Consider the following 25,360-nt stretch of genomic DNA (forward strand, 5'->3'; position numbering starts at 1 on the left):
GGTGCAGGCGCCCGCGGCGGCCAGCGCGACCACCCTCACCGCCTCAGGCCACCGCGGCACGCGAGACTTCCCCGGGCGATCGCGCGCGGCCGGCGTGCCGCTGCAGCACCCGGTCGATGCGGTGGAACACCTCGCGCAGCAGCGCCGGCTCCGGCAGCAGGGTGACGCGGAAATGGTTGCGATAGGGCACGTTGAAGCTGGAGCCGGGCACGATCAGCACGTCCTCGGTCTCCAGCATCTCCAGTGCGAAGGCGTGGTCGTCGAAGCCTTCCGCGGCGGCGCCGGCCACGCCCGGGAACGCGTACAGCGCGCCGGCCGGGGCCACCAGGCGCAGGGACTCGCTGGCCTCGCAGCTCTCGATCACCGCGCGCCGCGCCTCGAACAGGCGGCCGCCGGACGCGCACAGCGGACCGATGGTGTCGCCGCCGTCGAGCGCCGCCTCGATCGCGAACTGCCCCGGCACGTTGGCGCACAGTCGCAGCGCCCCGAGCAGGTCCATGGCGTGGTGGAAGTCGCCGCAGGCGGTGGGGTCGCCCGACAGCACCGCCCAGCCCACGCGCCAGCCGCAGGCGCGGTGCACCTTGGACAGGCCGCTGAACGACAGGCAGGGCAGGTTGCCGGCCAGCGGCGCCAGCGGTTCGAACTTCGCGTCCCCATAGAGCACGCCGTCGTAGATCTCGTCGACCATCAGCAGCAGGCGGTGTTTCTCGGCGACGGCGACGATGCGCTCGAGCAGCGCGCGCGGATAGACCGCGCCGGTCGGGTTGTTCGGGTTGATCAGCACGATCGCGCGGGTGCGCGCGGAGACCAGCGACTCGATCTCGTCCGGGTCGGGCAGGAAGCCGTTCTCGGGGTTGCAGCGGTAGAACACCGGGCGGCCGTCGTTGAGGATCGTCGCCGCCGACCACAGCGGGTAGTCGGGCGAGGGCAGCAGCACCTCGTCGTCGGGATTGAGCAGTGCGCGCAGCGAGATGTCGATCAGCTCGCTGACGCCGTTGCCGATGAACACGCGCTCCGGCGAGGCATTCGGCGTGCCGCGGCGCCGATGGTGCGCGGCGATCGCCTCGCGCGCCTCCGGCAGGCCCTGCTGGTGGGTGTAGGGATCGGTATCGTGGATGTGGTCGGCGATCGCGCGCTGCAGGTGTTCCGGCGCGCGGAATCCGAACGCGCCGGGATTGCCGATGTTGAGCTTGATCAGCGTGCGTCCCTGGCCCTCCAGTTCGCGCGCGCGACGGGCGAGCTCGCCGCGGATCTCGTAGCGGACTTCGGACAGGCGTTCGCGGGTCTTGAGCGGGGGCATGGGCGGCACACGTGGATGCGGCGAAACAGCGGCAAAGCCTAGCGGAAATGCGGCGCCCATGCCTCCGTCAGGTCCGGGCCGCCCGGAGCGGGGTTACAGGTGGGCAACCGGCGCGCACTGCGTGCCGCGGGCGTCACCCTGGCGCCGGCGCGGCGGCCTCGCAGCCGGGTGCCGCCGGTGCGGCATCGGTGCCGGTGGCGTCGAGCAGGGCCATCAGGCTGCCGGCGGCGTGGCGGGAGAGCGCGTCGAGCGCGTCCGCGGAGGTGGCGTCGCCCACTTCGTAGGTCACCGCAGGCGCACCGAACCGGCACCAGGCCCAGTTCTTGAACACCGAACTGGTGGCGGCATAGGCTTTTTCCTCCAGCCCGGGCGATTGTGTGCGCATCGCCGCGATCCATTGCCCGAGGACCCCGTCCAGCCGTCGCGAAGGGTCCTCGGCCACCGTGTACAGCACGTCGCGGAAGGTGGAGTGGAAGTCGATCGCGAACGCGACCCGGCGCCCGGCGCCTTCGCTGCGCACCAACAGTGCCTGCGCCAGGGCCCGGGTTTCCGGCTCGTCGAAGGGCCCCCAGTCGCGGTTGAGGTCCTTGCCGTGCAGGTTGCTGCGCCAGTGGCCCTCGACGATGCCGTCGGGATTGACCAGCGGCACCACCACCGTGCGCACGCGTTCGCGGAACGCGCGCGCCTGCGGCGTATCGGCGGCCAGGGTTTCCACGAAACCGAACAGCGCCTGCGAGCCGGTGTTCTCGGGCGGGTGCTGGCGCCCGATCACGATCAGCAGCGGTGAGCCGTCGCTGCCGCCGAACTCGAACAGATGCAGCGGCCGGCCCTGCACCGAACGGCCGAAGACGCTGTGCTCGATCGGCAGCGTGCGCCCGATCGAGTCGATCCAGGCCTCGAAATCGTCGGGAACGAGCGGCGGTTGCGCGAAGACCAGCAGCGGCTGCGGCCCGGCTTCGACCTGCAGCCGCGCCGGGCGGCCGTCCCGCTCAGGCACGAACTCCCGGGCCGAAGCTTCGCGCCAGCGTCCGTCTCCACTGCCGAGCTTGGGGTGGTAGCGATGTCGGTATCCCGGGTAGTCGAAATCGATGCGCAACGTTTGCGGGCGGGTTGTGACCACGCGGAAGCCGTACCAGGGGCTGGGATTGACCGGCTCGGTTTCCGGCGTGACCGTGACGAGGTAGTGCTGCGCCGCCACGCGCGTCACCGCGTTCAGGCGCGCTGCCGGCAGGTGGTTGTCGAAGCGCACCCCGTCCTCGTGGAACACCCATTCGCGCCGTTCCTGCACCGCGATTGCGACTTCCGCGTCGGGACCGGGCGTGGAGGCGGGCCGGCCGCCGATGGCGCAGGCCGACAACGTGCAGGCCGCGACCAGCAGCAGGCAAAGGCGCGGCAACACGCGCCGCCGGGCGAGCGACGCCATCACCAGCGCTTGCGTACTTCGGCATAGATGAAGCGGCCACGCGGGTCGTGCACGCCGGCGTCGAAGCCGCGATCGTCGTCGGCCAGCGGCGGCGCGCGGTCGAACAGGTTGTTCATGCCCAGCCGCAACGCCGTGCCGTCGAGCGCGCTGGCTTCGAAGCGGTAGCCGAAGAAGGCGTTCCAGGTCGTCCAGGAACCGACGGTGTAGGGCGAGCCGTTGGCGTCGGCCGGCGCGCTGGTGTCCTGGAAGCTGGAGACGTAGTTGGCCTGCAGTCCGGCGTTCACCGCTTCCCGGCGCCAGTGCACGCTGGCCACGCCACGGGTGCGCGGCAGGCCGTTGACGCCGATCTGCGACACCGTCGGCGCGTCGTCGTCGCGGCGCTGCTCGAAGCGGTTCAGGCGCGCCATGTCGGCGCGCAGGGTGAAGCGGCCGAGCCGGGTTTCCGGCATCCGGTAGCGCATGCCCAGGTCGACGCCCGACACCTCGCGAGAGGAGATGTTGATGTAGGTGTCGAGGATGTAGTCCACCGCGCCCGTCGCCTGCCGCGTCGCGCCGGGATTGGCGGCGTTGTAGTCGTCGAACGCGGCCTGGTCGCCCGCCGTCACCGGCAGGCGCACCACGTCGGGATTGAAGCCCTGCCCGGTGCTGCGCAGCAGGAAGTCGAGAGCCAGCTGGTCGGATTCGCCGAAGGTGTCGATCACGTCGCTCTGGCGGATGTGGAAATAGTCGGCGGTGAACGACAGGCCTTCGACGAACGGCACGTCCAGCACGATGCCGAAGTTGCGCGCCTTGGCTTCCTCGGGGCCCAGGCCGGGATTGCCGCCGCGGATCACCTGGCGCGACTCCACGCCCAGGTCGGCGGCGGTACCGGTGACGTCGGCGCGCCAGGGGTCGGGCGTGCCGGTGTTGCGGCGGATGATCTCGCCCACGAACACCTGCGCCAGGGTCGGCGCGCGGAATCCCTCGTTGTAGGAGCCGCGCAGCATCAGCCACGACACCGGTGACCACGCCAGGCCGACCTTGGGCTTGGTGGCGGAGCCGAAATCGCTGTAGTGCTCGGTGCGCCCGGCCAGCGACAGTTCCAGCCGGCGCAGGCCGGGGATCGCATTGTTCTCGCCGAACAGCGGCACCGACAGTTCCAGGAACGCCGACTTCACGTTGCGGCTGCCGTCCGAATCGCTGCTCTGGCTCTGGGCGATGATGTCGTCGCCGTTGGAGAGCTCGTCGCGCCGGTCGCTGAAATCCTCGTAGCGGTACTCGACGCCGACCGCGCCCAGCACCTCGCCGCCCGGCAGCTCGAACAGCGGTCCGGTGGCCTTGGCGTCCAGCAGTCCCAGCCCGCTCTCGCCCCGGCGCCAGGTGTCCACGCGCACGGCGTCGAGCACGTGCGCGGGATTGACGCCGGGGCCGCCGAATACGTTGAAGGCGTCCGGCGTGTCCAGCGCCAGCTGCTGGCGCAGGCGGCTCTCGCTGATCATGTTGCGGCCGATGTCGGTGGTACGGCCCTCGCCCCAGGCGGCGCCCACTTCCCAGTCCCAGCTGCCGAGCAGTCCCCGCAGTCCGGTCAGCACCTGGTACGAGGTGGACTCGACGTCCGCCGTGCGCGGCCCGATCTCGAGCGGGCGGTAGTTGCGGATCAGCACGTCGGACGGCGCGATGTCCGGGTTGGCCGTGCCGGGGCCGTAGAAGCGCGTGCCGTATGGGTTCCAGTAGTTGCTGGCGGGAACGTGGATCTGGTTGTCCGAGTTGGCCGACACCGGCGCGGTGGCGTTGGACATGTGCGAATCCGCGTTGTAGTAGAACGCGTCGACGAAGCCGCTCAGGGTGCCGCTGAAGTCGTGGCTCAGCGACGAGAACAGCTGCACGCGCCGGGTTTCCGGGATCAGGATGTACTCCGGCGCGAAGTCGTAGCGCAACGCGGTCGGCAGTGCGCCCGGCGCGACGCCGGCGCCGCCGTCTTCCGGACGAGTATGGAACTGGCCGTTTTCGGCGCCGCCGGGCGTCTGGTGCGGCGTGAAGCTGCCGTCGGGATTGGCGATGCCGGCGGTGAACCGGCCCCAGGGCGAGCTGACCGAGGTGTTGTTCCAGGCCGCCGCGTCGCTGCCCGCGCGCTCGCGCAGGTCGGCGGTGATACCGCGCTCGGCGCCACTCAGGCTGTCGCGGTCGTAGAGGCTGGCGAAACCCATCCAGTTGCTGCGGCCGCCGTTGAAGGTCACGCCCCCCAGGGCCGAGGCCGAGATCTCGTCGAGGCCGCCGTCGCTGACATTGCCGTAGCGCAGGCTGGTCTCGAAACCCTGGTAGTCGCGCTTGAGCCGGGTGTTGATCACGCCGGCGACCGCATCGGAGCCATACAGGGCCGAAGCGCCGTCGCGCAGCACTTCGATGCTCTGCACCGCGCCCAGCGGGATCTGGTTGATGTTGCTCGACAGCCGCGGCACCGCGCCCGCCGAGATCGGGTGCGGAGCGATGCGGCGTCCGTTGAGCAGTACCAGGGTGTTGCCCGAGCCCAGCCCGCGCAGGTTGACCGAGGCGGCGTCGCCGCGCGCGTCGTTGGGGCCGGTGGCGGTTTCGGCGTTGTCGAACGCCGCCGACTGCGGCAGCTGCGAGAGCAGTTCGGAGGCGGTGTTGACGCCGCTCAACTCGATCTCGGTCTGGCCGATCGTGGTCACCGGCAGCACGGTTTCGGCGTCGGTACGGCGCAGGAACGTACCGGTGACGATCACCGCATCGACTTCGGCGACGCGTTCGCGCCGTGGTGCCGGCAACGGGGGCTGCGAGACGGCTGGATCCACGGGTGGTGGTCCGGATGGCGGCGGCTGCGCATTGTCGGCGCCACCGCCCTGCGTCTCCTGCGGCTCCGATACGCCACCGTTCCCCACGCCCGTACTGTCGCCTGTCAGGGTGATGGTGCGTCCGTCGTCGCTCGCCACCTGAAGTTCGGTGCCGGACAGCAGTTGCGCCAGCGCGGCGCGCCTGTCCATGGTGCCGCGCACCGGCGGCGTGCGCTGTTCGGCCAGCCGTTCACCCGGCGCGACGATCTGCACGCCGGCCTGTCGGGCGAACTCCGGGATCGAGGTGGTGGCCGTACCGGCCGGAACATCGAAACTGCGCTGCTGGACGCTGGCCGGCGGTGGATCCTGTACCTGCGCATGCACCTGCATGCCCGCGAGGGCCAGCAGCACGGCGGCGCAGATCGCGGAATGGCGGATTGCGGATTTCCGCATGGTCTCCTCCCCGGAGTGATGGTCGAGAGGGGCCGCACGGTGGCGGCCACATGCATCTGGATGCATGAACGCGGGGATTCCGCCATCTCGCTAGTGCCGCGCGCGCTTCCTCAGGCGTACGTCGCCGTCCACCCGCTCCGAATCGAGCCCCTGGCTCAATGCCACCGCCTGCGCAAAACCGCCCGGATCGTTGGCGGCGTACAGCCCGACGACGCGCAGGCGCGCCACTTCATCGTCCTCGATCAGGATCCGGGTGCGGCTGTAGCGCGAGAATTCCGCGGCGGCCTCGGCCAGGGTGTCGCCGTTGAACGACAGCATGCCGTCGCGCCAGCTCAGGCGCTGCTCGACGCGTCTGCTGTCGATTCGTTGGACCTGTGGCCGCTTGCCCGGCATCGAGAGCGCGCGCATGTTCGCAACCAGCGAAGCCGGCGCCGCCTCCGGATCGTCGGCCCGTTGCAACCGGACCTCGCCCTCGCGCACGGTCACCTCGACCGTCGCACCGGGCAGGCGGCGCACCGTGAAACTGGTGCCGATCGCCTGCACGCGGATGCCGCCGGACTCCACCACGAACGGCCGCAGCGGATCGCGGGCGACGTCGAAAAGCGCTTCGCCCTCCAGCAGCAGGACCCGGCGCTCCTGCGCCGAAAACACGACCCGCGCGCGGGATCCGGTGTTGAGGCTCATGGTCGAACCATCGTCGAGCGGCAGGTGCCGCACTTCGCCCAGCGACGTGCCGTACGTGCTGCCGCCGCCGGTCAGCAGTTGCAGGCCGAAGCCGGCCCCGAGTGCAAGCAGCACCGTCGCCGCGCTGGCCATGATCCATCCGCGCCGCCGCATGCGCGGCGACACAGCCCCCCCGTCGCGGGCATGGCGCCGCGGATCGTAGCCCGGCCCCAGCGCGCGCGCGCGGTCCAGCTGCGCGAACACGGCGCGTGCGCGCGCATACGCGCCGGCATGGCGCGGGTCCTCCGCCAGCCAGCGGTCGAGCAGGGCGGCCGACTCGGGCGGCAGCGGGCCGGCATCGAGCCGTGCCACCCAGTCCGCTGCGATGTCGTCGATCCGTGACGCGTTCATGCCTGTTCTCCGTTCCGGGGCCGGCGCAGCAGTCCCTGTCGTGCGGGCCCGTCGCCGCGCTGCTTCGCTGCGGGGGCCTCCACGGCCATCGCCCGCATCAGCAGGCGCAGGCCCTTGCCGATGTGCTTCTCGACCGTGTTCTCCGAGATGCCCATCCGCGTCGCGATCTCGCGCTGGCTGCAGCCATGGATCTTGCGCAGCACGAAGGCTTCGCGGCACTTGCCAGGAAGCCGCGCGATCTGTTCGGCGAGCAGGGACAGCTGCTGGTGGTCGGAAACGGCGCTCTCCACCGGGGATTCATCCTGATGGATGATCATGGCCTCGATTTCCGCCACCGATTCGATCTGCACGATGCGCGCTCGCCGTACCTGCTGCAGCAGGATCGAACGTGCCGTGGTGAACAGGTAGGCGCGCGGGTCGCGGATGTGGGACACGTTGCCCAGGGCGGAGAGCACGCCGTAGGTTTCCTGGACCACGTCGTCGACCTCGATCCGGGCCGAAGTCAGGCGGTGCAGCCAGCGCCGCAGTGCCGGCTCATGGGGCAGGATCCGGTCGGCCAGCCAGTATGCGCGTTCGTCATGATCGCATCCCATCGTCGTATTCCGTGGGTGGCGTCGCCGGATGGTGGCAGTTGACAGGCGGATTGCCAAGCACCCGCCGCCCGCGTCGGCGCTAGAATCGCCGCATGGCACCGACTTCCGCATCCGTTTGAACCCCGGCCCCGCCGCCGTCGGCGACGCCGCGCTGCACGCGATCGGCTGGCCGTCGGCCGTAGCGGGAGGGGAGGTTCCGGAGGACTGGCGCGCGCCGCTGGCGGCACACCCGCGGGCGCGGCCGGCGCGGGTGGTCGAGCAGCACCGCACCGGTTACCTGGTGGCCGAAGGCCCGTCCGCGGGTTTTCCGGTCGAGTCGCCGCCGGAATGGCAGCGGGCGACCCTGCCGCCCGAACAGCGCGCCGCGGTCGGCGACTGGGTGCTGCTGGAGGGTGCGCGCATCGTCGCGCTGCTGCCGAGGCGCACGGTGATCAAGCGCGGCGCCGCCGGCGAGCACTACCGCCAGCAGGTGATCGCCGCCAACGTCGACGTGGTGCTGGTGGTGTGCGGCCTGGACGCCGACTTCAACCCGCGCCGGATCGAACGCTACCTGCTGCTGGTGCGCGGCGGCGGCGCCGAGCCGGTGGTGGTGCTGACCAAGGCCGACAAGCCCGGCGCCGACGTGGACGCTGCCCTGGCCGCGCTGGCCGACGTCGCCGGCGCCGAGGTGCCGGTGCTCGCGGTCAACGCCAAGGAACGCGACAGCGTCGCCGCGCTCGAGGCGTGGTTGCGCCCGGGCGTCAGCGCGGTGCTGGTCGGCAGCTCCGGCGCCGGCAAGTCCACCCTCACCAACACCCTGCTCGGCAGTGAGCGCATGAAGACCGCCGCGGTGCGCGAGAGCGACGAACGCGGCCGCCACACCACCACCCACCGCGCCCTGATCCCGCTGCCCTCCGGCGCCTGCCTGATCGATACGCCGGGCATGCGCGAACTCAAGCCCACCGGCGAGGAAGACGTCGCCGAGAATTTCGCCGACATCGAAGCTCTGGCCGAGCAGTGCAGGTTCCGCGACTGTTCGCATGCGCGCGAACCCGGCTGCGCGGTGCGCGCGGCGATCGAGGTGGGCCAGCTGGCCCCGCAGCGTTTCGCCAGCTACCTGAAGCTGCGCGACGAGGTGGCCGGCGCGGCGGGTCAGCTGGCCCACCGCAAGGCGCAGAACGCCGAGCAGAAGGTGGCGGGCAAGGCCTCGAACAAGCGGCTGGACGACAAATACGGGAAGCGCTGAATCGCAGGGTTTTCCCGTGTCGGGGCGATCGGGAAAAAGCGCCGCCGAAGTGCGGCGGCGCCCCTCCCGCCGGGCGTGCGCGAATCGGGGGAATGATTCGCGCACGCCTCGGGCAGAAGATCAGTGGACAGCGGCCCGGGCTCGTGCGGCGCGGCGCCTGAGGCCGGGGATCAACATCGGCACGCGTTGCCGATAGCCGCTGTACTCGGGATGCGCCTTGATCAGGTCGCGCTCTTCCAGCTGGATCGCCACCAGGATGTAGGCGGTGGTCAACAGTGCGAACACCAGGTGCGCGACGGTCATGGTCGGTGTTGCCCAGAACGCGAACAGCCAGCCGACGTAGAGCGGGTGCCGCACCCACCGGTACGGACCGGGCGTGTTGAACCTGAGCGACGTGTAGGGCCTGCCAAGGAAGTACAGCCACACCTGGCGCAGGCCGAACAGGTCGAAGTGGTTGATCAGGAAGGTCGAGATCAGCACCAGCGCCCAGCCGAAGGCGAACAGGCCGTAGAGCACGCCGGTGCCGATCGGATTCTCGACGTGCCAGATCACGCCGCCCATCGGCTGCCACAGCGCGAACAGCGCGATCAGCGCCAGGCTGGAGACCAGCGTGTAGGTGCTGCGTTCGGCGGCCTCGGGGATGAACCGGGTCAGCCAGCGCTTGAACGCCGGCCGCGCCATCACGCTGTGCTGCACCGCGAACACGGCGAGCAGGCCCAGGTCGACCAGCAGCGCCTGCCCCAGCGGCACGAGCGCCGGCGAATCGATCGAGCGCGGCACCAACAGGTTGCCGACGAAGCCGATCGCGTAGAGGAAGGTGGCGAAGAACACGGCATAGCTGACGACGCCGTAGAGCAGTACGAGCAAGCGTTTCATGGCGGGTCTCCAGCAAATCGACGGATGGGCCGCCACGCGGCATCCGTGGCCCACACTCCCGGTCGCGGCGGCCGACCGGTCATGACCGGTCGGCGACCAGCGCCCGGCCGGTGATAGTCATCCGGTGACCTCGAGCGGAATCAACGGCTTGCGGCATGGCACCAGGTCCTTCCCTTCTCCGTTCGGCGGAAGAACCTCAGGTTCGGGCCTTCCCCCGTCCCTTGGGAGAGGGAGCGGACCGCGGGGGTGAGAGGGAGGGATGGCTTTTCCCACCGCCGCTCCGGTGTCCGCGCCGGGAATGGGAGCGCTTCTCCGGATGCGGGAATAAACGTAGCGGGAGACCGAAACCGGCCGTATGCCCGACTCCGCGCGCCATCCGCGGCGGCGGCAATCCCCGGTTTCCCTCGCCGCGCCAGCCCGATGTCCGACCGACGGCGGCATCAATCCCGGAGGACAGCAAGGCGCCGGAGGGTTTCATCGTCGAGCGCAGGTTGCGCCCGCGGCCGCTCGATCAGAGCCGCGTGGCCGCCAGGAATCGTTCGCGATGTTGCTGCATGCGCTGCTTGACCTCGGCCAGTGCATCGCTCTCGGTGGCCTCGAGCATCGATTCGAACAGGCGCTGGAAATGGTTCTGCATCGCGGTGCGGGCGGCAGCGGGATTCCGGTCGCGCAATGCGGCCAGGATCGCCGCATGTTCCCGCGTCCGGTCGCTGGCATCGTTGTGGCAGACGCGGCCGTAGACCTGCCGGACCCGCGGCAGGTCGTTGCGCATGCGCCATATCAGCTGGATGCAGTGCTCGATGACGGGATTTCCGGCGATCCTTGCGATCGCCATGTGGAACGACTGGTCGGCCTCCCCGGCCGTCCGGTCGGTGGCGCTCGGCTCCGCCATGACCGCGATCAATGCCTCCAACTCGCCGATCTCCTCGTCGCTGATCCGGCTGGCCGCCAGCGCAGCCGCCTCCGCTTCGATCACCGAGCGCGCGGCGGTGACGTCGAACGCGGTGACGTCGGGAAGCGCGCCCGGCGCGTCGAGCCGAGATTTCACGTAGACGCCCGAGCCGGTCTTGATCGTGATCCAGCCGCGGGCCTCCAGCGCGATCTCGGCTTCGCGGACCGTGACCCGGCTGACGCCGAACCGTTCGGCCAGGTCGCGCTCCCCCGGCAGGCGCGACCCCGGCGGGAATTCTCCCGATTCGATCAGTTTCAGCAGTTCCGCGACGATGGACTGGTAAAGGCGGCTCTCGGACATTTCGGGATCGTCTGCACTCTGGAGAACGTGGGGCATCCGCCACCGCACCGGACCGGGGTCCCGGACCGCACCGGTGCTCAGAAGCGGTAGCGTACACCCAAATAATAGCGTCGTCCGTAGCCATGGTACTCATGGAAATTGCCAGGCACCGGCATGTAGGAAATGCGCGGTTCGTCGGTCAGGTTGGAAGCCTCCAGCGAGAACGAGAGCTGGTCGTTCGCGCGCCAGGTGGCGCGGAAGTCGACCGTGCTGCCGCTCTGGATATAGCGGTTCTGGGACGGGCCCCCGACGAAGCGCTGGTAGTACTCGGAACGGTACTTGTAGATCGCCTGCAGATCGACCGGCCCCAACGTCCAGTACAGCGACCCGGACGCCACGTGCTTCGACAGGCCGAAGATGTTCGCCGGCTCGACCAGCCCCGGCGTGGTCTCGCCGGTTTCGGGGTCGATCTGGTCGCCGAGCCTGAGGTCGTGGTTCTCGAAGTTCGAGTCGGCGTAGTTGTAGCTGGCCTTGATGCCCAGGCCGTCGAACGGCGCAGGCAGGTAGGAGAAGCGGTGCGAGCCGGTGAACTCGAAGCCGAACAGGTCGCTCTTCCTGTCGGTGGTGTCGAGCTGCTCCACCGGCACCACCACGGTCTCGCCGTCGATCACGAACGTCTCGTCGACCAGGACCGGGATCTCGCCGCCGGTGAACTGCTTGTAGTAGAGCGCCACGGCGAGCAGCGAGTCGGGGTTCGGATACCACTCGAAGGAGACATCGCCGTTCCAGGACAGCAGCGGCCTGGTGCGCGGGTTGCCGGTGGCGGTAATGGCGTCGATCGCGTCTCCGATGTTGTCGAATTCGCCGTCCTCGATGTCGATTTCGCGGCCCGCGCCCATGGCGCTCAGGTCGGGCCGGGCCATGGCGCGGTACACGCCCAGGCGCAGGATCTTGTCCTCGGTCAGTTCCAGCGCGGCGTTGAAGCTGGGCAGCAGCACGTCGTTGGATGCCTTGATGACCTCGGTCTCGAACTCGTCCGTGGGTTCCAGGCGGATGCTGCCGTCGGCGTTGCGTATCACGTCCAGATCGCTGCGCAGGCCCAGTGCGCGCACGTCGGTCTTGACCCAGCGCACGCCGAAGTTGCCGGTGACCGGCAGGCTGAACCACTCCGAAGCGAATTCGCCCATCAGGTAGATCGCCTGCGTCTTCTCGCCCACGTCGTTGTTGGCCGGGTTGCGCAGGTCCGGGTTGCGGCCGGTGTCGTCCACCCCGGTCAGCGCCCGGAACAGGCAACGCGAGTCGAAGGTCGCCCAACGGTCGATGGTGTTGCCGCCGGCCTCGTCCAGGAAATCGTCCTGCGGGAAGTCGATCCGGCAGCCGATGTTGGCCTCGCGGATCAGGTCCAGGTTGTCGTCACGGTCCAGTTCGATCTCGACCCGGTCGTCGTAGTCGCGATAATCCGACTGGGCATGGCGCACGCCGGCCTTGACCGCGGTGAGGAAGCCGCGCTCGGGGAAGTAGGCGCCGTCGAAGCGGAACGCGCGCAGGGTGTGCTCGCGCTGCTGTTCGTCGCGGCGCATGCGCGGGACGTCGCCGAAGTTCTCCCAGCGGGTGATGTCGAAGGCCGGATCGATGATCACCGACGGCACATCGCCTTGATAGTCGTAGCGGTAGTTCACGCGGCGCGAGTCGACGATGCCGGCCACGTCTTCGCCGTCGATGTCCTCGTCGTCGGCGCGCAGGCGCGTGGTCCAGTCGTTCTCGGTGCGCAGGGTGTGCGAGTACGCCAGGTCGGTGGAGAACAGCCATGCCGCACTCGGCCGCCACTGGAAGTTGAGCCCCGCGCCCTCGTATTCCTCGGCGCGGATCTTGTAGTTGGAATTGGCCTCGATCGCGCTCTGGCCGTCGAACGATTCCAGCGCGCCGTTTTCGTCGAACACCGCGTTCCTGATCCCGCGCCTGCCTTCGGAAAGTACGAGTTCGCTGCGGTCCTCGGTGAAGGTCCGATCCGACCACTGGTAGTCGAAGTTGACCTCCATCGTGTCGTTGGGCTGCCACTGCAGCGCCGCGAACACCGCGTCGCGTTTGTCGTGCTCGACGATCTGGCGATAGGTGCGGCCATTTGGCACCAGATAGAACGGCGTATTGCCCACCCTGGGATCGCCCGGGACGATGCTGCCCGGGATGTCATCGGTGATGTCGCCGTCGCAATTGCCAGTCAGTTCCACCGTCGCGTCGCAGGCGGTCCAGGTGGAGCTGGTGGCCGCCACTTCCTCCGGATTGCTGCTTTCCAGGCTCTGCACGCCGAGCGAGACGCCGAGCTTGCCGCCGTTGGCGAACTCGAACTGGTCCAGGTAGCTGGCCGTGCCGCGCCAGCCGATGCCCTCGCCGTCGTTGAGCTTGCTGTCGTATTCCGGGTAGGTCGCCCGCCCATCGAACTGGATCCGGCGCTCGCCGAACGACAGCGGCTTGACCGTTTCCATGTTGATGGTGCCGGCGATGCCGCCCTCGATGAAGTCGGCGCGCTGGGTCTTGTAGATCTCGACGGTATTGATCAGTTCGGAGGGGAACTGGTTGAAGTTGACCGAACGGTCGCCGCTGCCGTTGGTCGCCTCGCGGCCGTTGAAGCTGGCCGAGCCCAGGAACGGCCCCAGGCCGCGGATCGAGATCTCGGTCGCGCCGCCCTTCTCGCGGTGGGTGGACGCGCCGGTGATGGTCTCGATCGCCTCGCCGATCGACAGCGCCGGCAGGTCGCCGATGTCCTTGGCCGACAGCGCGTCCGAGACCACGGTGGCATCGCGCTTGTTCTGGATCGAGGACTGGATCGAGGCGCGGATGCCGGTGACCACGACCGCGTCGAGTTCCGTGGCGTCCTGGCCCTCGGGGGTCGGCGTCTGCACGGGTTCGGTAGGCTGGCCGGCCGGCGGCGGCTGGGCCGGCGTTCCCTGCGCTTGCGCCGCCTGGGCGGCGAACGCGGCGCAAATGGCGCAGAACAGCGCATTGCGCAGCGCCGAGGGTCGTATCGGGTGAACGCGGGCAACCTGTTGCTGGCGACGCATGTGCTCCCTCCGGATTTGGCGCCCGTAGTCGGGCTCGACGGGAGATTTCACCCATTGCCGGCCAATGTCAAACAATTGGTAGATTTAATCGCACTAATTCATTGGCTAGGCCATTTTGGCGAGTTTTGATGTGCGGGTGCAGCAAAGTTTGCGCCGGATGTACGGACCAGATAACCTTCATTGGCCTGACCACTTGCTGGTGCAGCGAACGGCAGCCGGGCGCGGAGGAACGAGATGCGGGACATTCCATCGACACGATCCTGGCGCCTGCGCTGCAGCCTGGTGGCCCTTTGCATCTTGATACCGGCGGCCGCAAGCGCGGCACAGGGACGGTCGCTGCGGGTCTCCACCCAGGCCGAATACGCCGACGCCGTCGACTCCCTGCAGCCCGGCGACACCTTGGTGCTTGCGGACGGGGAATGGCGCGACTTCCAGGTCGTACTGACCGGGAAGGGCGAATCGGGACGGCCGATCACCCTGACCGCGCAGACACCCGGAAAAGTGATCCTCACCGGCCGGTCGAACCTGCGGATGGCCGGCGAACACCTGCACGTCTCCGACCTGGTGTTCCGCGACGGCTGGTCGCCGACCGGCGAGGTCGTCTCCTTCCGCCGCACCCGCGAGCAGCGCGCCAACCACAGCCGCGTTTCCGGCATCGTCATCGATCGCTTCAACAACCCCGACCGCCGCCTGTCCGACCACTGGGTCGCGCTGTACGGACACGACAACCGCTTCGACCACAACCACATCGTCGGCAAGACCAATGCCGGCACGACCCTGGTGGTCGTCCGCGACGAGCAGCAGGGGCTGGACAACCGCCACCGCATCGACCACAACTGGTTCGGTCCGCGCCCCAACCTCGGCTCCAACGGCGGCGAGACCATCCGCGTCGGCACCAGCCACGACTCGCTTTCCGATTCCCACACCGCGGTCGAGTACAACTGGTTCGAGCACTGCGACGGCGAGGTCGAGATCGTCTCCAACAAGTCCGGCGGCAACGTCTATCGCGGCAACGTCTTCTTCCAGTCGCGCGGGGCGATGGTGCTGCGCCACGGCGACGGCAACCTGGTGGAGGACAACGTGTTCCTCGGCGGCAACAAGCCGCACACCGGCGGCATCCGCGTCATCAACCGCAGCCAGACGGTGCGCAACAACTACCTGGAAGGCCTGGCCGGCGACGGCTTCGGTTCTGCGCTGAGCGTGATGTACGGCGTGCCGGACTCGCCGCTCAACCGCTACACCCGGGTCGACGACGCGGTGATCGAGGACAACACCTTCGTCGACGTGCGCAGCATCCTGCTGGGCCTGGGCATGGACGAGGAGCGCTCGGCCGCGCCGGTGGACAGCCGCTTCGCCCGCAACCTGATCGCGGCCGAGCGCGACCCGGTCGAGGTGCTCGGCGACATGGGCGGCATCGCCTTCGAAGGCAACGTGCAGAGCCCGGCCGCGTCGCCGCGGATCCCCGGCGGCATCGAGGGCCGCGAGGTCGCCATGACCCGCGCGGCGACCGGACTGCAGGTGCCGGCGCAGCCGGAAGACGCCGGCGCGCGCCGCGACCTGCGCCCGATCCCGCGCGACGAGGTCGGCGTGTCGTGGTATCCGAAGGACATCCCGGTCGCCGCCATCGACGGCGGCAGCGAGCGCGGCGTGGCACCGGGCGAGGACACGCTGTCGGCGGCCGTGGCCGCCGCCGCCCCGGGCGACAGGCTGCAACTGGCGCCGGGCCGCTACGTGATCAACCAGGTGCTGAAGATCGATCGCCCGCTGTCGCTGTACGGGCCGCGCGACGGCGTGGCGACGATCGCCTTCTCGCGCTCGACGCTGTTCGAGATCCAGCGCGGCGGCTCGCTGAAACTCGGCCGGCTGGCGATCGTCGGGGAGACCGCGCCCGACCAGGCCGGCAACGCGGTGATCCGCGTGCCTCCGGGTTCCGGCGCGGCGAACTACGTGCTGGTGCTCGAAGACCTGCGGATCGCAGGCCTCACCGTCAACCGCGGCTTCGACGTCATCGCCACCGGCAAGGACACCATGGCGGATTCGATCGTGCTGCGCCGGGTCGAGGTCGACGACATCAGCGGCAACGTGCTGTCGGCCGCCGCGGAGACCGACGACCGCGGTACCTACAACGTGGAACTGGTCGAGATCGAGGCGTCGCGGTTCCACCGGGTGGGCGGCGCGGTGGTCGACCTGTACCGCGGCGGCACCGACGAGAGCACCTTCGGACCGAAGATCCGCGTCCATGACTCCACTTTCGATCGCATCGGCACCCGGTCCGGCGCCTCGCTGCGCCTGCACGGCGTGCAGCGCGCCGTGCTGGTCGGCAACGATTTCAAGGACAGCGCCGCGGTCCTGTTCGAACGCACCGTCGGCACGCCGTTGCTGGTGGCGGAGCGCAACGGGTTCGACGGCACTCCGGAGATCCGCTCCGACGTTCCCGCGGTGACGCTGCAATGAGGGGCGCCGTGCTGCTCGCCGCCGCGCTGCTCGCCGCCGACGGCGCCGACGGCGCCGTCGGCCCGTCGCGCGCGGCGCAGGCGGGTGCGTCCGCGTCCGCGGTCGCATCCGATGTGCTGGCGCCGGTACTGGTCTCCGCGCCGGAGTGGCAGCGGATGCGGGAGGAGGGCAAGCGCTACCCGCTGTTCGCGGGCGAACAGGCGCGCGTCGCCCGCAGCGTGCGCGCGGCGATGGCCGAAGGCGTGGTCGTGCCGCAGCCGAAGGACCCCGGCGGCGGCTACACCCACGAGCAGCACAAGCGCAACTACCTGGTCATCCAGGGCGCCGGCACCCTGTATCGCCTGACCGGCGACCGCGCCTACGCGGATTTCGCGCGCGACCTGCTGCTGGCCTACGCGCGCCTGTATCCAACCCTCGGCCCGCATCCCGCCGGCCGCGGCCAGATCCCCGGACGCCTGTTCTGGCAGACGTTGAACGATTCGGTGTGGCTGGTGCACGCCATCCAGGGCTACGACGCCATCCGCGAAACCCTCGATCCGCGGGACCGCCGTCGCGTCGACGCGCTGTTCCGGCGCGCGGCGCGTTTCCTGTCCGACGAAACGCCGGAGAACTTCAACCGCATCCACAACCACGCCACCTGGGCGGTCGCCGGCGTGGGCATGACCGGCTACGTACTGCGCGATCGCGAGATGGTGGAAAAGGCCCTGCTGGGCCTGTCGCGAGACGGCGAGGCCGGGTTCCTCAAGCAGATCGACGACCTGTTCTCGCCGGACGGCTATTACGAGGAAGGCCCCTACTACCAGCGCTACGCACTGGCGCCATTCGTGATCTTCGCCAACGCGATCGCGCGCAACGAGCCGCAGCGGAAGATCTTCGCGCACAAGGACGGGGTGCTGCTCAAGGCGGTCGATGCGCTGATCCAGAGCAGCTACGCCGGCTATTTCTTCCCCATCAACGACGCCATGCTCGACAAGGGCCTGGACACCGCGGAACTGGTCGCCGCGATCGCGATCGTGTACGCGCGCAGCGGCGACGACCGGTTGCTGTCGATCGCGCAGCGGCAGGGGCGCACCGTGCTGACGCCCGAGGGCCTGGGCGTGGCGGAAGCGCTGGCGGCGGGCCGTGCCGAGCCCTACCGGTTCCGTTCGATGATGTTGCGCGACGGCGCCGAAGGCAACGGCGGCGGCCTGGCGATCCTTCGCGAGGGCGGCGAGGACGGCCAGGCGCTGGTGATGAAGAACACCTCGCAGGGCATGGGCCACGGCCATTTCGACAGGCTGAACTGGCTGTTCTACGACAACGGCCAGCGCGTGGTCACCGACTACGGCGCCGCGCGCTTCCTCAACGTCGAGGCCAAGTCCGGCGGCACCTACCTGCCGGAGAACAGCAGCTGGGCCAAGCAGACGATCGCGCACAACACACTGGTGGTCGACGAGCGCAGCCACTTCGACGGCGACTGGAAGCGGGGAGAGGCGCATGCGCCGACACCGCTGCTGTTCGACGTGGCCGACGGCGTGCAGATCGTGTCGGCGCGCATGGCCGGCGCATACGACGGCGTCGCGTTCACCCGGACCCAGGCGCTGGTGGCGCATCCCGAGTTGCCGTTCCCCGTGGTGGTGGATCTGCTGCGCGTCGACGGCGCAGGGCCGGCGCGCTACGACCTGCCGCTGCACTTCAACGGCCACGTCATGACCGTGGGGTTCGAGGCAAGTCGCAACATCGAAGAGCGCCCGGTGCTGGGCGAGGCCAACGGCTACCAGCACCTGTGGGTGGACGCGGACAGCGAAGCCTCGGACCGGACCCGCTCGCTGACCTGGCTGCTCGATGGCCGCTTCTACACCTACCGCTTCGGCGCCAGCGCGCCGACGCGCGCGCTGCTGGTGGAGAGCGGCGCCAACGATCCCGAGTTCAACCTGCGCCGCGAGCCCGCCCTGGTGCGGCGCATGGACGGCCGCACCGACGCCGCGTTCTTTAGCGTGCTGGAACCGCACGGTGCCTACGACGGCACCGCCGAGACCGTGCACGGCGCCGACAGCCGCATCCGCGGCGTCGTCCATGTCCGCGGCGAGGACGCCGACGTCATCGTGCTGACGCTCGCCTCCGGCGCCATCCTGGCGCTTGCGGTGGCCGACGATGCCGACGCCGGCCGCGCCCACCGCGTGGCCGCGGACGGCCGGACCTATGCCTGGACCGGCGCGTATGCCCGCTTCGACGCGCGGGCGGGCGACGACGGCAGCAACCGACCCCGGACCGAGGAAATGCCGTGAAGCAACGCTCCGCCGTGCGCTGGATCATCATCGGCCTGATCTCGGTCGCCACCATCGTCAACTACATCGACCGCAACGCACTCGCCGTGATGTGGCCGGAGATTGCCGGCCAGATCGGCGCGACCAAGGAAGACTACGCGCTGCTGGTCACCGTGTTCATGCTGTTCTACGCCGCCGGCCAGTTCGGGTTCGGGCGGCTGTTCGACATCATCGGGGTGCGGCTCGGCTTCACGCTGTCGATCGCGGCGTGGTCGGTGTCGATCGCACTGCATGCCGTCGCCAGTTCGATCCTGTCGTTCGGCGTGTTCCGCGCCATGCTCGGCATCAGCGAGGCGGGCGCCTGGCCGGGTGCGGTCAAGGCGATCGCCGAGTGGTTCCCGTCGCGGGAGCGCGCGTTCGCGCAGGGCATCTTCAACGCCGGGGCGTCGCTCGGCTCGGTCGTCTCCGCGCCGCTGATCGCGCTGCTGTTCCTGTCGCTGGGCTGGAAGAGCACCTTCGTGGTGATCGGCGCCCTCGGCTTCGTCTGGCTGCTGCCGTGGCTGGTGATCTACCGTTCCGGCCCGGATCGCCATCCCTGGGTGAGCGAAGCCGAGCGCGTGCTGATCCTGGACGCACCGGAGGATGCCGGCGACGCCGTGCAGCCGGTCTATGCGCCCGGCGTGCGCGGATTGATGTCGCATCGCCAGAGCTGGGGCATCGTGCTGGCGCGGTTCTTCCTCGACCCGATCTGGTGGCTGTTCCTGGCGTGGCTGCCGATCTACCTGGCGGAAACCTTCGGCTTCGACATCAAGCAGATCGGCCTCTTCGCGTGGGTGCCGTACGTCGGCGCCATGTTCGGCAGCCTGTTCGGCGGCTGGCTGTCGGGCCGGCTGATCGCCCGCGGATGGAGCGTGGAACGCGCACGCAAATGGAGCATCACCGTCGGCGGCGCGATCATGGCACCGGGACTGCTCGGCGCGGTGCTGGCCGTGCAACCGGTCTTCGCGGTGCTGACCATCGCCGCGGTGCTGTTCGGCTTCCAGGTTGCCATCGGCAACATCCAGACCCTGCCGAGCGACGTGTTCCACGGCAGGTCGGTCGGATCGCTCGCCGGCATCGGCGGCATGGCGGCGGTCGCCGGCACCCTGGTCACGACCTGGCTCGTGCCGGTGATGACCAAACAATCCTTCGCTCCCATCTTCATCCTGGTCGCGGTGCTGGTGCCGCTGTCGTTGATCGCGATCTGGTGGATCGCCGGCCCGATCAGGAAGCTCGACGGCCCCCCGGCAGGCAAGTGACTGCCGCTCAACATTCCGAGGAAAGCAACGCTATGGACTTCAACAACAAGGTGGCGATCGTGACCGGCGGCGGCCGCGACATCGGCCGCGCGATCTCGCTGAAGCTGGCGGCGGCGGGTGCGCGCGTGTGCATCAACTACGCCAACGACGAGGCGAACGCGCAGGACACCCTGCGCCAGGTCGAGGCCGACGGCGGCACCGCCATCGTGCATCGCGCCGACGTGACCTCCGCGGACGCTGTCGCCGGACTCGTCGCGGCAACCCGGGCCGCGTTCGGCGAACACGTCGACCTGCTGCTCAACGTCGCCGGCGGCATGGTCGCGCGGAAGCCGCTGGCCGAGATCGACGAGGCCTACTTCCACAAGGTCATGGACCTCAACCTGAAGTCGGTGTACCTCACCACCCGGGCGGTGGCGCCGCTGATGCGGGAAGGTTCAGCGATCGTGAACTTCGCCTCGCTCGCCGGGCGCGACGGCGGTGGCCCCGGCGCCGCGATCTACGCCACCTCCAAGGCCGCGGTGATGACCTTCACCCGCGCCATGGCCAAGGAACTCGGCCCGCGCGGCATCCGCATCAACGCGCTGTGCTGCGGCATGATCGCGACCCGCTTCCACGACGAGTTCACCAAGCCGGAGGTGCGCCAGGCGGTAGCCAACGCCACGCCGCTGCGGCGCGAGGGACGTGCCGAGGAAGCGGCCGACGCGGCGCTGTACCTGGCGTCGGATGCCGCCAGCTTCATCAACGGCGCCAACCTCGACGTCAACGGCGGCGTCTTCTTCTCCTGAGCACGGAATTCCGCGGCAGGGCGGCGAAGGCAATGCGCCGCGGCACGGTCATTCCGTGGTGACGCGCATTTCGCGCAGCGTCGAGGCGAGCATGGCGACGAATGCGTCGGCCGCCTTCGACGGCGGGCGGTCCTCCAGGTACACGCATTCGACCTTGAAGCGGATCGCCGGATCGAACGGGCGGAAGGCGGTGGCCCGGTCGATGCTGGCGCGCGCCGTGAATTCGTCCACCACCGCCATCCCCGCGCCACAACGGGTCAGCGCGGCGGCGATGTAGAAGGTCTGGTTCGAGACCACCTCGCGGATCGAGACGTTGTGGCGCTGCACCTCGCCCGCGAACAGGTCGCCGACCGGGCCGCTGGTGGTCAACCCCACCATGTCCTGGCGGTCCAACAGCCGCAGCGGCACGCTTTTCCCCACGTCCGGCAGACTGTCCTTCTGGAACAGCAGCATCAGCTCGCCGGTGTCCAGTTCGCGCCGCTGCATGCGCGGATGGGCCGGCGGGTCGTAGGCCACGGCGATGTCGCAGGTCCGCTCGTACAGCGCCTCGAACAGATTGTCGTGGTGCAGCGTCTGCACGTCGAACGTCACTTCCGGGTGCTGGCGGCGGAAGCGCATGATCGCCAGCGGCGCCACGTGCAGGCCGAGCGAGGGCACCACCGCCAGGCGGATGTGGCTGCCGCCGAGGTTCTTGATGTTGCTCACCGTCTTCTGCAGCGAGGTGAGGCGCTTGAAGATCTCGGCGACCTCGATGAACAGCGCATGCGCCTCGTCGGTGGCGACCAGGCGGCCGCGCACCAGCGTGAACAGCGTCAGTCCCAGCTGCGACTGGGTGTGGTGCAGCACCTTGCTGACCGAGGGCTGCGAGACATGCAGCGAGCGCGCGGCGGCGCTGATGGAGCCGGTGGTGTAGACGGCGTAGAAGACTTCGATCTGGCGAAAGCGCATCGGCCGATTCTAGGGCCTGTTACCACTTATGGAGCATGCCGCGCCGGGCCACCGCGCGCGCGGCGGCCAGCAGCGCCGGTGCCGCGGCGGTCCGGCGGCGCGGGCTCAGTGCCAGAAGTTGATGAACCCGGTGATCACCAGCGCATTGGTGAAATCGATGAAGAACGCACCCACCAGCGGCGCCACCAGGAACGCGCGCGGCGCCGGGCCGTAGCGCTCGACCAGGGTGCGCATCACCGCCATCGCGTTGGCGGTGGTGCCCAGCATGAAGCCGACGAAGCCGCCGCCCATCACCGCCGCGTCGTAGTCGCGGCCCATCAGCCGGAACACCACGCCGCAGAACAGCGCCACGATCAGGACCTGCAGCGCCAGGTTCACCAGCAGCGGCGTGGCCAGGCCGGCCAGCTCCCACAGTTTCAGGTTCATCAGCGCCACCGCCAGGAACAGCGCCAGGCAGATGTTGCCGATCAGGTCGGTGGTGCGCACCGGCAGGCCGATCCAGCCGGTGCGATCGTCGATGTTGCGGATCAGCGCGCCCACCAGCATCGCGCCGACGTAGGCGGGCAGGGTGAGTCCGGTCGCGGAGATGCCGGCGCTGACCCACGATCCGAGCCACATCGCCACCAGGATCACCACGATGCTCTTGAGCGCGCCGAACTCGCGCGCCGCCTCGTCCGGGGCCGGATCGCCGTCGCCGTCCACGGTCGCCATCGCCGCCACCATCGCAGCGTCCGGTGACGACTCCGGCGTACGCAGGCGCAAGCGCCGGATCAGCATCGTCGCCACCGGGCCGCCCACCAGGCCGCCGCAGACGATGCCGGCCATCGCCGAGGCCAGCGCCACCGATTCGGCGCCGGCCACGCCCGCTTCCTCGAACAGCGGCGCGAACGCCAGCCCGGTGGCCGGCCCGCCGGTCAGCGTGGTCGATCCGGCCAGCACCCCGAACAGCGGGTGCAGGCCGAAGCCGGTCGCGACCAGGATGCCGAGCAGGTTCTGCACCACCGCGAAGCCGCTGGCCAGCGCCAGGAACAGCAACACCTGGCGGCCGCTGATCTTCAGCAGCGCAACGCTGGCGTTGACGCCGATGGTGGTGAAGAACGCGATCATCAGCGGCGTCTGCAGGCTGGTGTCCAGCGTGAACAGCACGGTGTCCTGCGTGTGCGCCGCCAGCACCGCCAGCGCCACCACCAGCCCGCCGATCACCGGCGCGGGCAGGTTGTAGCGCGACAGCACCGGAATCGCGCGGCACAGCGCATAGCCGAGAAACAGGGTCAGGCCTCCCAGGGCCAGCGTCTGTACCGCATCGAGTTCAAGCATGCGTCATGGTTCCGGAACTCCGGGTTGGGTTGGACAGGTTCCCGCCGTAGCCGGTGCCGCAGCACGCGCGGCCCGGCCGCCGGCGATGATCAGGTCGGCGCGCGCGCGGGTAGTCTGGTCCGTAGCAGCGCAGGCCGCCAGCGCTGCGCATGGCAGCGCGCCGCCCAGCATGCGCCTCATCGTGCGCCCCGCAACGCCAGCGGTACCGGTTCGCCCCAGAACCCCGGCTCGGGCGGGGACAGCAGCCCGGCGCGCGTGCGTGCGCCGCCGGCGTGGTCGCGCTGCAGCCACAGCGGGCCGTCCAGGTCGACGAACTCCGCCTCGCGCGCCACCTGCAGCGCCGGGGCGATGCCGAGCGAACTGCAGATCATGCAGCCGACCATGATCCGGAAGCCGTCCGCGCGCGCGGCGGCGAGCAGCCGCAGCGCCTCGGTCAGGCCGCCGGTCTTGTCGAGCTTGATGTTCACCGCCTGGTACAGGCCGCGCAGGCGCGGCAGGTCGTCGCCGACATGGCAGGACTCGTCGGCGCACATCGGCACCGCCGGGCCCAGCCCGGCCAGCGCCGCATCGTCGGCGGCCGGCAGCGGCTGTTCGACCAGGTCCACGCGCGCCTCGGCCAGCACCGGTTGCAGCGTGCGCAGCAGGTCGATGTTCCAGCTCTCGTTCGGATCCACGATCAGCCGCGCGTCCGGGCAGTGCCGACGCACCGCGCGGATCTGCGCCTCCGGACGGCTCGCGTCGACCTTTATCTTGACCAGCGCCGCGCCGGCCAGCGACCGCGCCGCCTCGGCCATGCGCTCGGGGGTGTCCAGGCCGACGGTCAGCGCCGTGGTCAGCGGCTGCGGCGGGCCGTGGCCGAGGGCGGTGGAGACCGCCTCGCCGCTGGCGGCCGCCTCCAGGTCCCACAGCGCGGCGTCGATCGCGCTGCGCGCGGCCCCCGGCGGCAGCGCCCGCGCGAGATCCCCGCGCGTCGCGCCCGCCTCCACCAGGCCGGCGACAGCGCGCACCTGCATCAGCACCGAGTCGATCGACTCGCCGTAGCGCGCGTAAGGCACGCCCTCGCCGCGGCCGCTCAAGGCGCCCTGGCGGATTTTCACCACCACCACCTCGGCCGAATGCTTGACCCCGCGCGAGATGCGGAACGGCGCGGCCAGCGGCCAGCTCTGGTGGCGGGCGCTCAGCCGCCGAAGCACGACAGCAGCCGATCGACGATCCGGTCCATGCCCATGGTCACCGGGTCCTGCGCGGGCAGGCCCAGGAGGTCCTCCACTTCGCGGCAGGCGCGCCCGGCGGCTGCCGGCGCCAGTCGCGAGGTGTTCAGCGCCACGCCGACCGCCTGCACGTCCGGGTTGGTCAGCCGCGCTGCGCGCAGGTTGGCCTCCAGGCACTCGCGCAGGTCGGGCAGCGGAAAATGCGGCAACGCGCGCATGTGCGGGCGGCCGGGCTCGTGGCAGAGCACCAGCGCGTCCGGCTGCGCGCCGTGCAGCAGGCCGAGCGACACCCCGGCATAGGACGGGTGGTACAGAGAGCCCTGGCCCTCGATCAGCTCCCAGCCGTCGTCCAGCCGCGCCGGCGAGACCCATTCGACGCCGCCGGAGATGAAGTCGGCCACCACCGCGTCGATCGGCACGCCGCGCCCGGCGATGAAGATCCCGGTCTGGCCGGTGGCGCGGAAATCCGCACGCACGCCGCGCCGGTGCAGTTCGCGCTCCAGCGCCAGCGTGGTGTACATCTTGCCCACCGAGCAGTCGGTGCCGACGGTGAGCAGGCGACGGCCGGCGCGGCGTGCGCCGGTGCCGACCGGCGTCCTCGGCGGCTCGCGCGCGTCGAACAGTACGCGGCCGTTGCGCTGCGCAGCGGCCGTGATCTCGGGATGGGAGCCGAGCCGCTCGTGCAGGCCGGACGCCACGTTCATGCCGGCGTCGAGCGCCGCGACCACGTGCGCGACCGTGCGCGGGTCCATCCGGCCGCCGGCATTGGCCACGCCGACGATCATGGTGTTCACGCCGGCGGCGCGCGCCTGCGCGAAATCCATGTCGGCCAGGCCGAGCGTGGTGCGGCAGTCGGCGTCGCGGAACTGGCCCACACACCACTCGGGCCGCCAGAACGCCAGGCCGCGCGCGGTCTTGGCGGCGAGGTCGTCGTGCGCGTTGCCCAGGTACAGCAGGAACGGCGGCGGCCAGCCCGCCGCGGGATCGAAATGAGCGCGGGCTTCGTCGGGTCGGGACATCGGATCACGCATTCCTTGTCGGCAGGTTCCGGGGTGGGGCCGGCGCTACCGCCGAGCGCGCCGGCCCTGCGGCCACC

17 protein-coding genes are annotated in these 25,360 nt (G+C 69.9%); 5 read left to right on the forward strand and 12 right to left on the reverse strand.

All coding sequences use genetic code 11. The features are described from left to right. Positions 1-43 precede the first annotated feature (43 nt). The 5 genes from AB5T46_RS12425 to AB5T46_RS12445 all read right to left on the reverse strand — a co-directional run bounded on the left by AB5T46_RS12425 (position 44) and on the right by AB5T46_RS12445 (position 7,725). Positions 44-1,300, reverse strand: a complete 1,257-nt coding sequence (locus AB5T46_RS12425; RefSeq protein WP_370564285.1) for an aminotransferase class I/II-fold pyridoxal phosphate-dependent enzyme — start codon at positions 1,298-1,300, stop codon at positions 44-46. A 133-nt stretch (positions 1,301-1,433) separates the two neighbouring features. Beyond that, a complete protein-coding gene (locus AB5T46_RS12430; protein WP_370564286.1) occupies positions 1,434-2,723 on the reverse strand; it encodes a M14 family metallopeptidase in 1,290 nt (429 codons plus the stop codon). Continuing rightward, positions 2,723-5,947, reverse strand: coding sequence for a TonB-dependent receptor (locus tag AB5T46_RS12435; RefSeq protein WP_370564287.1), 3,225 nt, complete (start codon positions 5,945-5,947; stop codon positions 2,723-2,725). Before AB5T46_RS12435 ends, AB5T46_RS12430 begins: the two co-directional genes overlap by 1 nt. Before the next feature lie 90 nt (positions 5,948-6,037). Next, the gene (locus tag AB5T46_RS12440) at positions 6,038-7,021 is read right to left on the reverse strand and encodes a FecR family protein (RefSeq protein ID WP_370564288.1); all 984 of its coding nucleotides are present in this window, start codon (positions 7,019-7,021) and stop codon (positions 6,038-6,040) included. Next, complete coding sequence (locus AB5T46_RS12445) at positions 7,018-7,725, reverse strand: RNA polymerase sigma factor (RefSeq protein WP_370564289.1); 708 nt, start codon at positions 7,723-7,725, stop codon at positions 7,018-7,020. The genes AB5T46_RS12440 and AB5T46_RS12445 overlap by 4 nt, the downstream gene beginning before the upstream one ends. Positions 7,726-7,729: 4 nt before the next feature. Between AB5T46_RS12445 and rsgA the strand changes: the two genes are divergently transcribed. Continuing rightward, a complete protein-coding gene (rsgA, locus tag AB5T46_RS12450) occupies positions 7,730-8,839 on the forward strand; it encodes a ribosome small subunit-dependent GTPase A (RefSeq protein ID WP_370564290.1) in 1,110 nt (369 codons plus the stop codon). 120 nt (positions 8,840-8,959) lie between these two features. On the opposite strand, the gene mddA is transcribed toward rsgA, so the two are convergent. The 3 genes from mddA to AB5T46_RS12465 all read right to left on the reverse strand — a co-directional run bounded on the left by mddA (position 8,960) and on the right by AB5T46_RS12465 (position 14,005). Then, a complete protein-coding gene (mddA, locus tag AB5T46_RS12455) occupies positions 8,960-9,715 on the reverse strand; it encodes a methanethiol S-methyltransferase (RefSeq protein WP_370564291.1) in 756 nt (251 codons plus the stop codon). A gap of 511 nt (positions 9,716-10,226) precedes the next feature. Next, the gene (locus tag AB5T46_RS12460) at positions 10,227-10,967 is read right to left on the reverse strand and encodes a FadR/GntR family transcriptional regulator (RefSeq protein WP_370564292.1); all 741 of its coding nucleotides are present in this window, start codon (positions 10,965-10,967) and stop codon (positions 10,227-10,229) included. 77 nt (positions 10,968-11,044) lie between these two features. Then, the gene (locus AB5T46_RS12465) at positions 11,045-14,005 is read right to left on the reverse strand and encodes a TonB-dependent receptor (RefSeq protein ID WP_370564293.1); all 2,961 of its coding nucleotides are present in this window, start codon (positions 14,003-14,005) and stop codon (positions 11,045-11,047) included. Between the two features lie 234 nt (positions 14,006-14,239). Here AB5T46_RS12465 and AB5T46_RS12470 point away from each other — a divergent pair, with 234 nt between their 5' ends. The 4 genes from AB5T46_RS12470 to AB5T46_RS12485 are packed head-to-tail and all read left to right on the forward strand — an operon-like array spanning position 14,240 to position 20,788. Beyond that, a complete protein-coding gene (locus tag AB5T46_RS12470) occupies positions 14,240-16,459 on the forward strand; it encodes a polysaccharide lyase 6 family protein (protein WP_370564294.1) in 2,220 nt (739 codons plus the stop codon). Beyond that, positions 16,456-18,726 carry an alginate lyase family protein gene (locus AB5T46_RS12475; RefSeq protein ID WP_370564295.1) on the forward strand — a complete coding sequence of 757 codons (2,271 nt, stop codon included), beginning with the start codon at positions 16,456-16,458 and terminating at the stop codon, positions 18,724-18,726. Before AB5T46_RS12470 ends, AB5T46_RS12475 begins: the two co-directional genes overlap by 4 nt. Next, entirely contained in the window at positions 18,723-20,003 is a 1,281-nt protein-coding gene (locus tag AB5T46_RS12480; protein WP_370564296.1) for an MFS transporter, read from the forward strand. Before AB5T46_RS12475 ends, AB5T46_RS12480 begins: the two co-directional genes overlap by 4 nt. Before the next feature lie 32 nt (positions 20,004-20,035). After that, entirely contained in the window at positions 20,036-20,788 is a 753-nt protein-coding gene (locus tag AB5T46_RS12485) for an SDR family NAD(P)-dependent oxidoreductase (protein ID WP_370564297.1), read from the forward strand. 48 nt (positions 20,789-20,836) lie between these two features. On the opposite strand, the gene AB5T46_RS12490 is transcribed toward AB5T46_RS12485, so the two are convergent. The 4 genes from AB5T46_RS12490 to dgcN all read right to left on the reverse strand — a co-directional run bounded on the left by AB5T46_RS12490 (position 20,837) and on the right by dgcN (position 25,283). Further along, the gene (locus AB5T46_RS12490; protein WP_370564299.1) at positions 20,837-21,736 is read right to left on the reverse strand and encodes a LysR family transcriptional regulator; all 900 of its coding nucleotides are present in this window, start codon (positions 21,734-21,736) and stop codon (positions 20,837-20,839) included. A 105-nt stretch (positions 21,737-21,841) separates the two neighbouring features. Beyond that, positions 21,842-23,053 carry a sodium/glutamate symporter gene (gltS, locus tag AB5T46_RS12495; RefSeq protein ID WP_370564300.1) on the reverse strand — a complete coding sequence of 404 codons (1,212 nt, stop codon included), beginning with the start codon at positions 23,051-23,053 and terminating at the stop codon, positions 21,842-21,844. A gap of 176 nt (positions 23,054-23,229) precedes the next feature. After that, positions 23,230-24,246, reverse strand: coding sequence for an N-acetyl-D-Glu racemase DgcA (gene dgcA, locus AB5T46_RS12500; protein WP_370564302.1), 1,017 nt, complete (start codon positions 24,244-24,246; stop codon positions 23,230-23,232). Then, on the reverse strand, positions 24,231-25,283 hold the full coding sequence (gene dgcN, locus AB5T46_RS12505) for an N-acetyltransferase DgcN (protein WP_370564303.1): 1,053 nt from the start codon (positions 25,281-25,283) through the stop codon (positions 24,231-24,233). The genes dgcA and dgcN overlap by 16 nt, the downstream gene beginning before the upstream one ends. Between the last annotated feature and the right edge of the window lie 77 nt (positions 25,284-25,360).

Source organism: Luteimonas salinilitoris, assembly GCF_041300785.1.
GTDB classification, from domain to species: Bacteria; Pseudomonadota; Gammaproteobacteria; order Xanthomonadales; family Xanthomonadaceae; genus Luteimonas; species Luteimonas salinilitoris.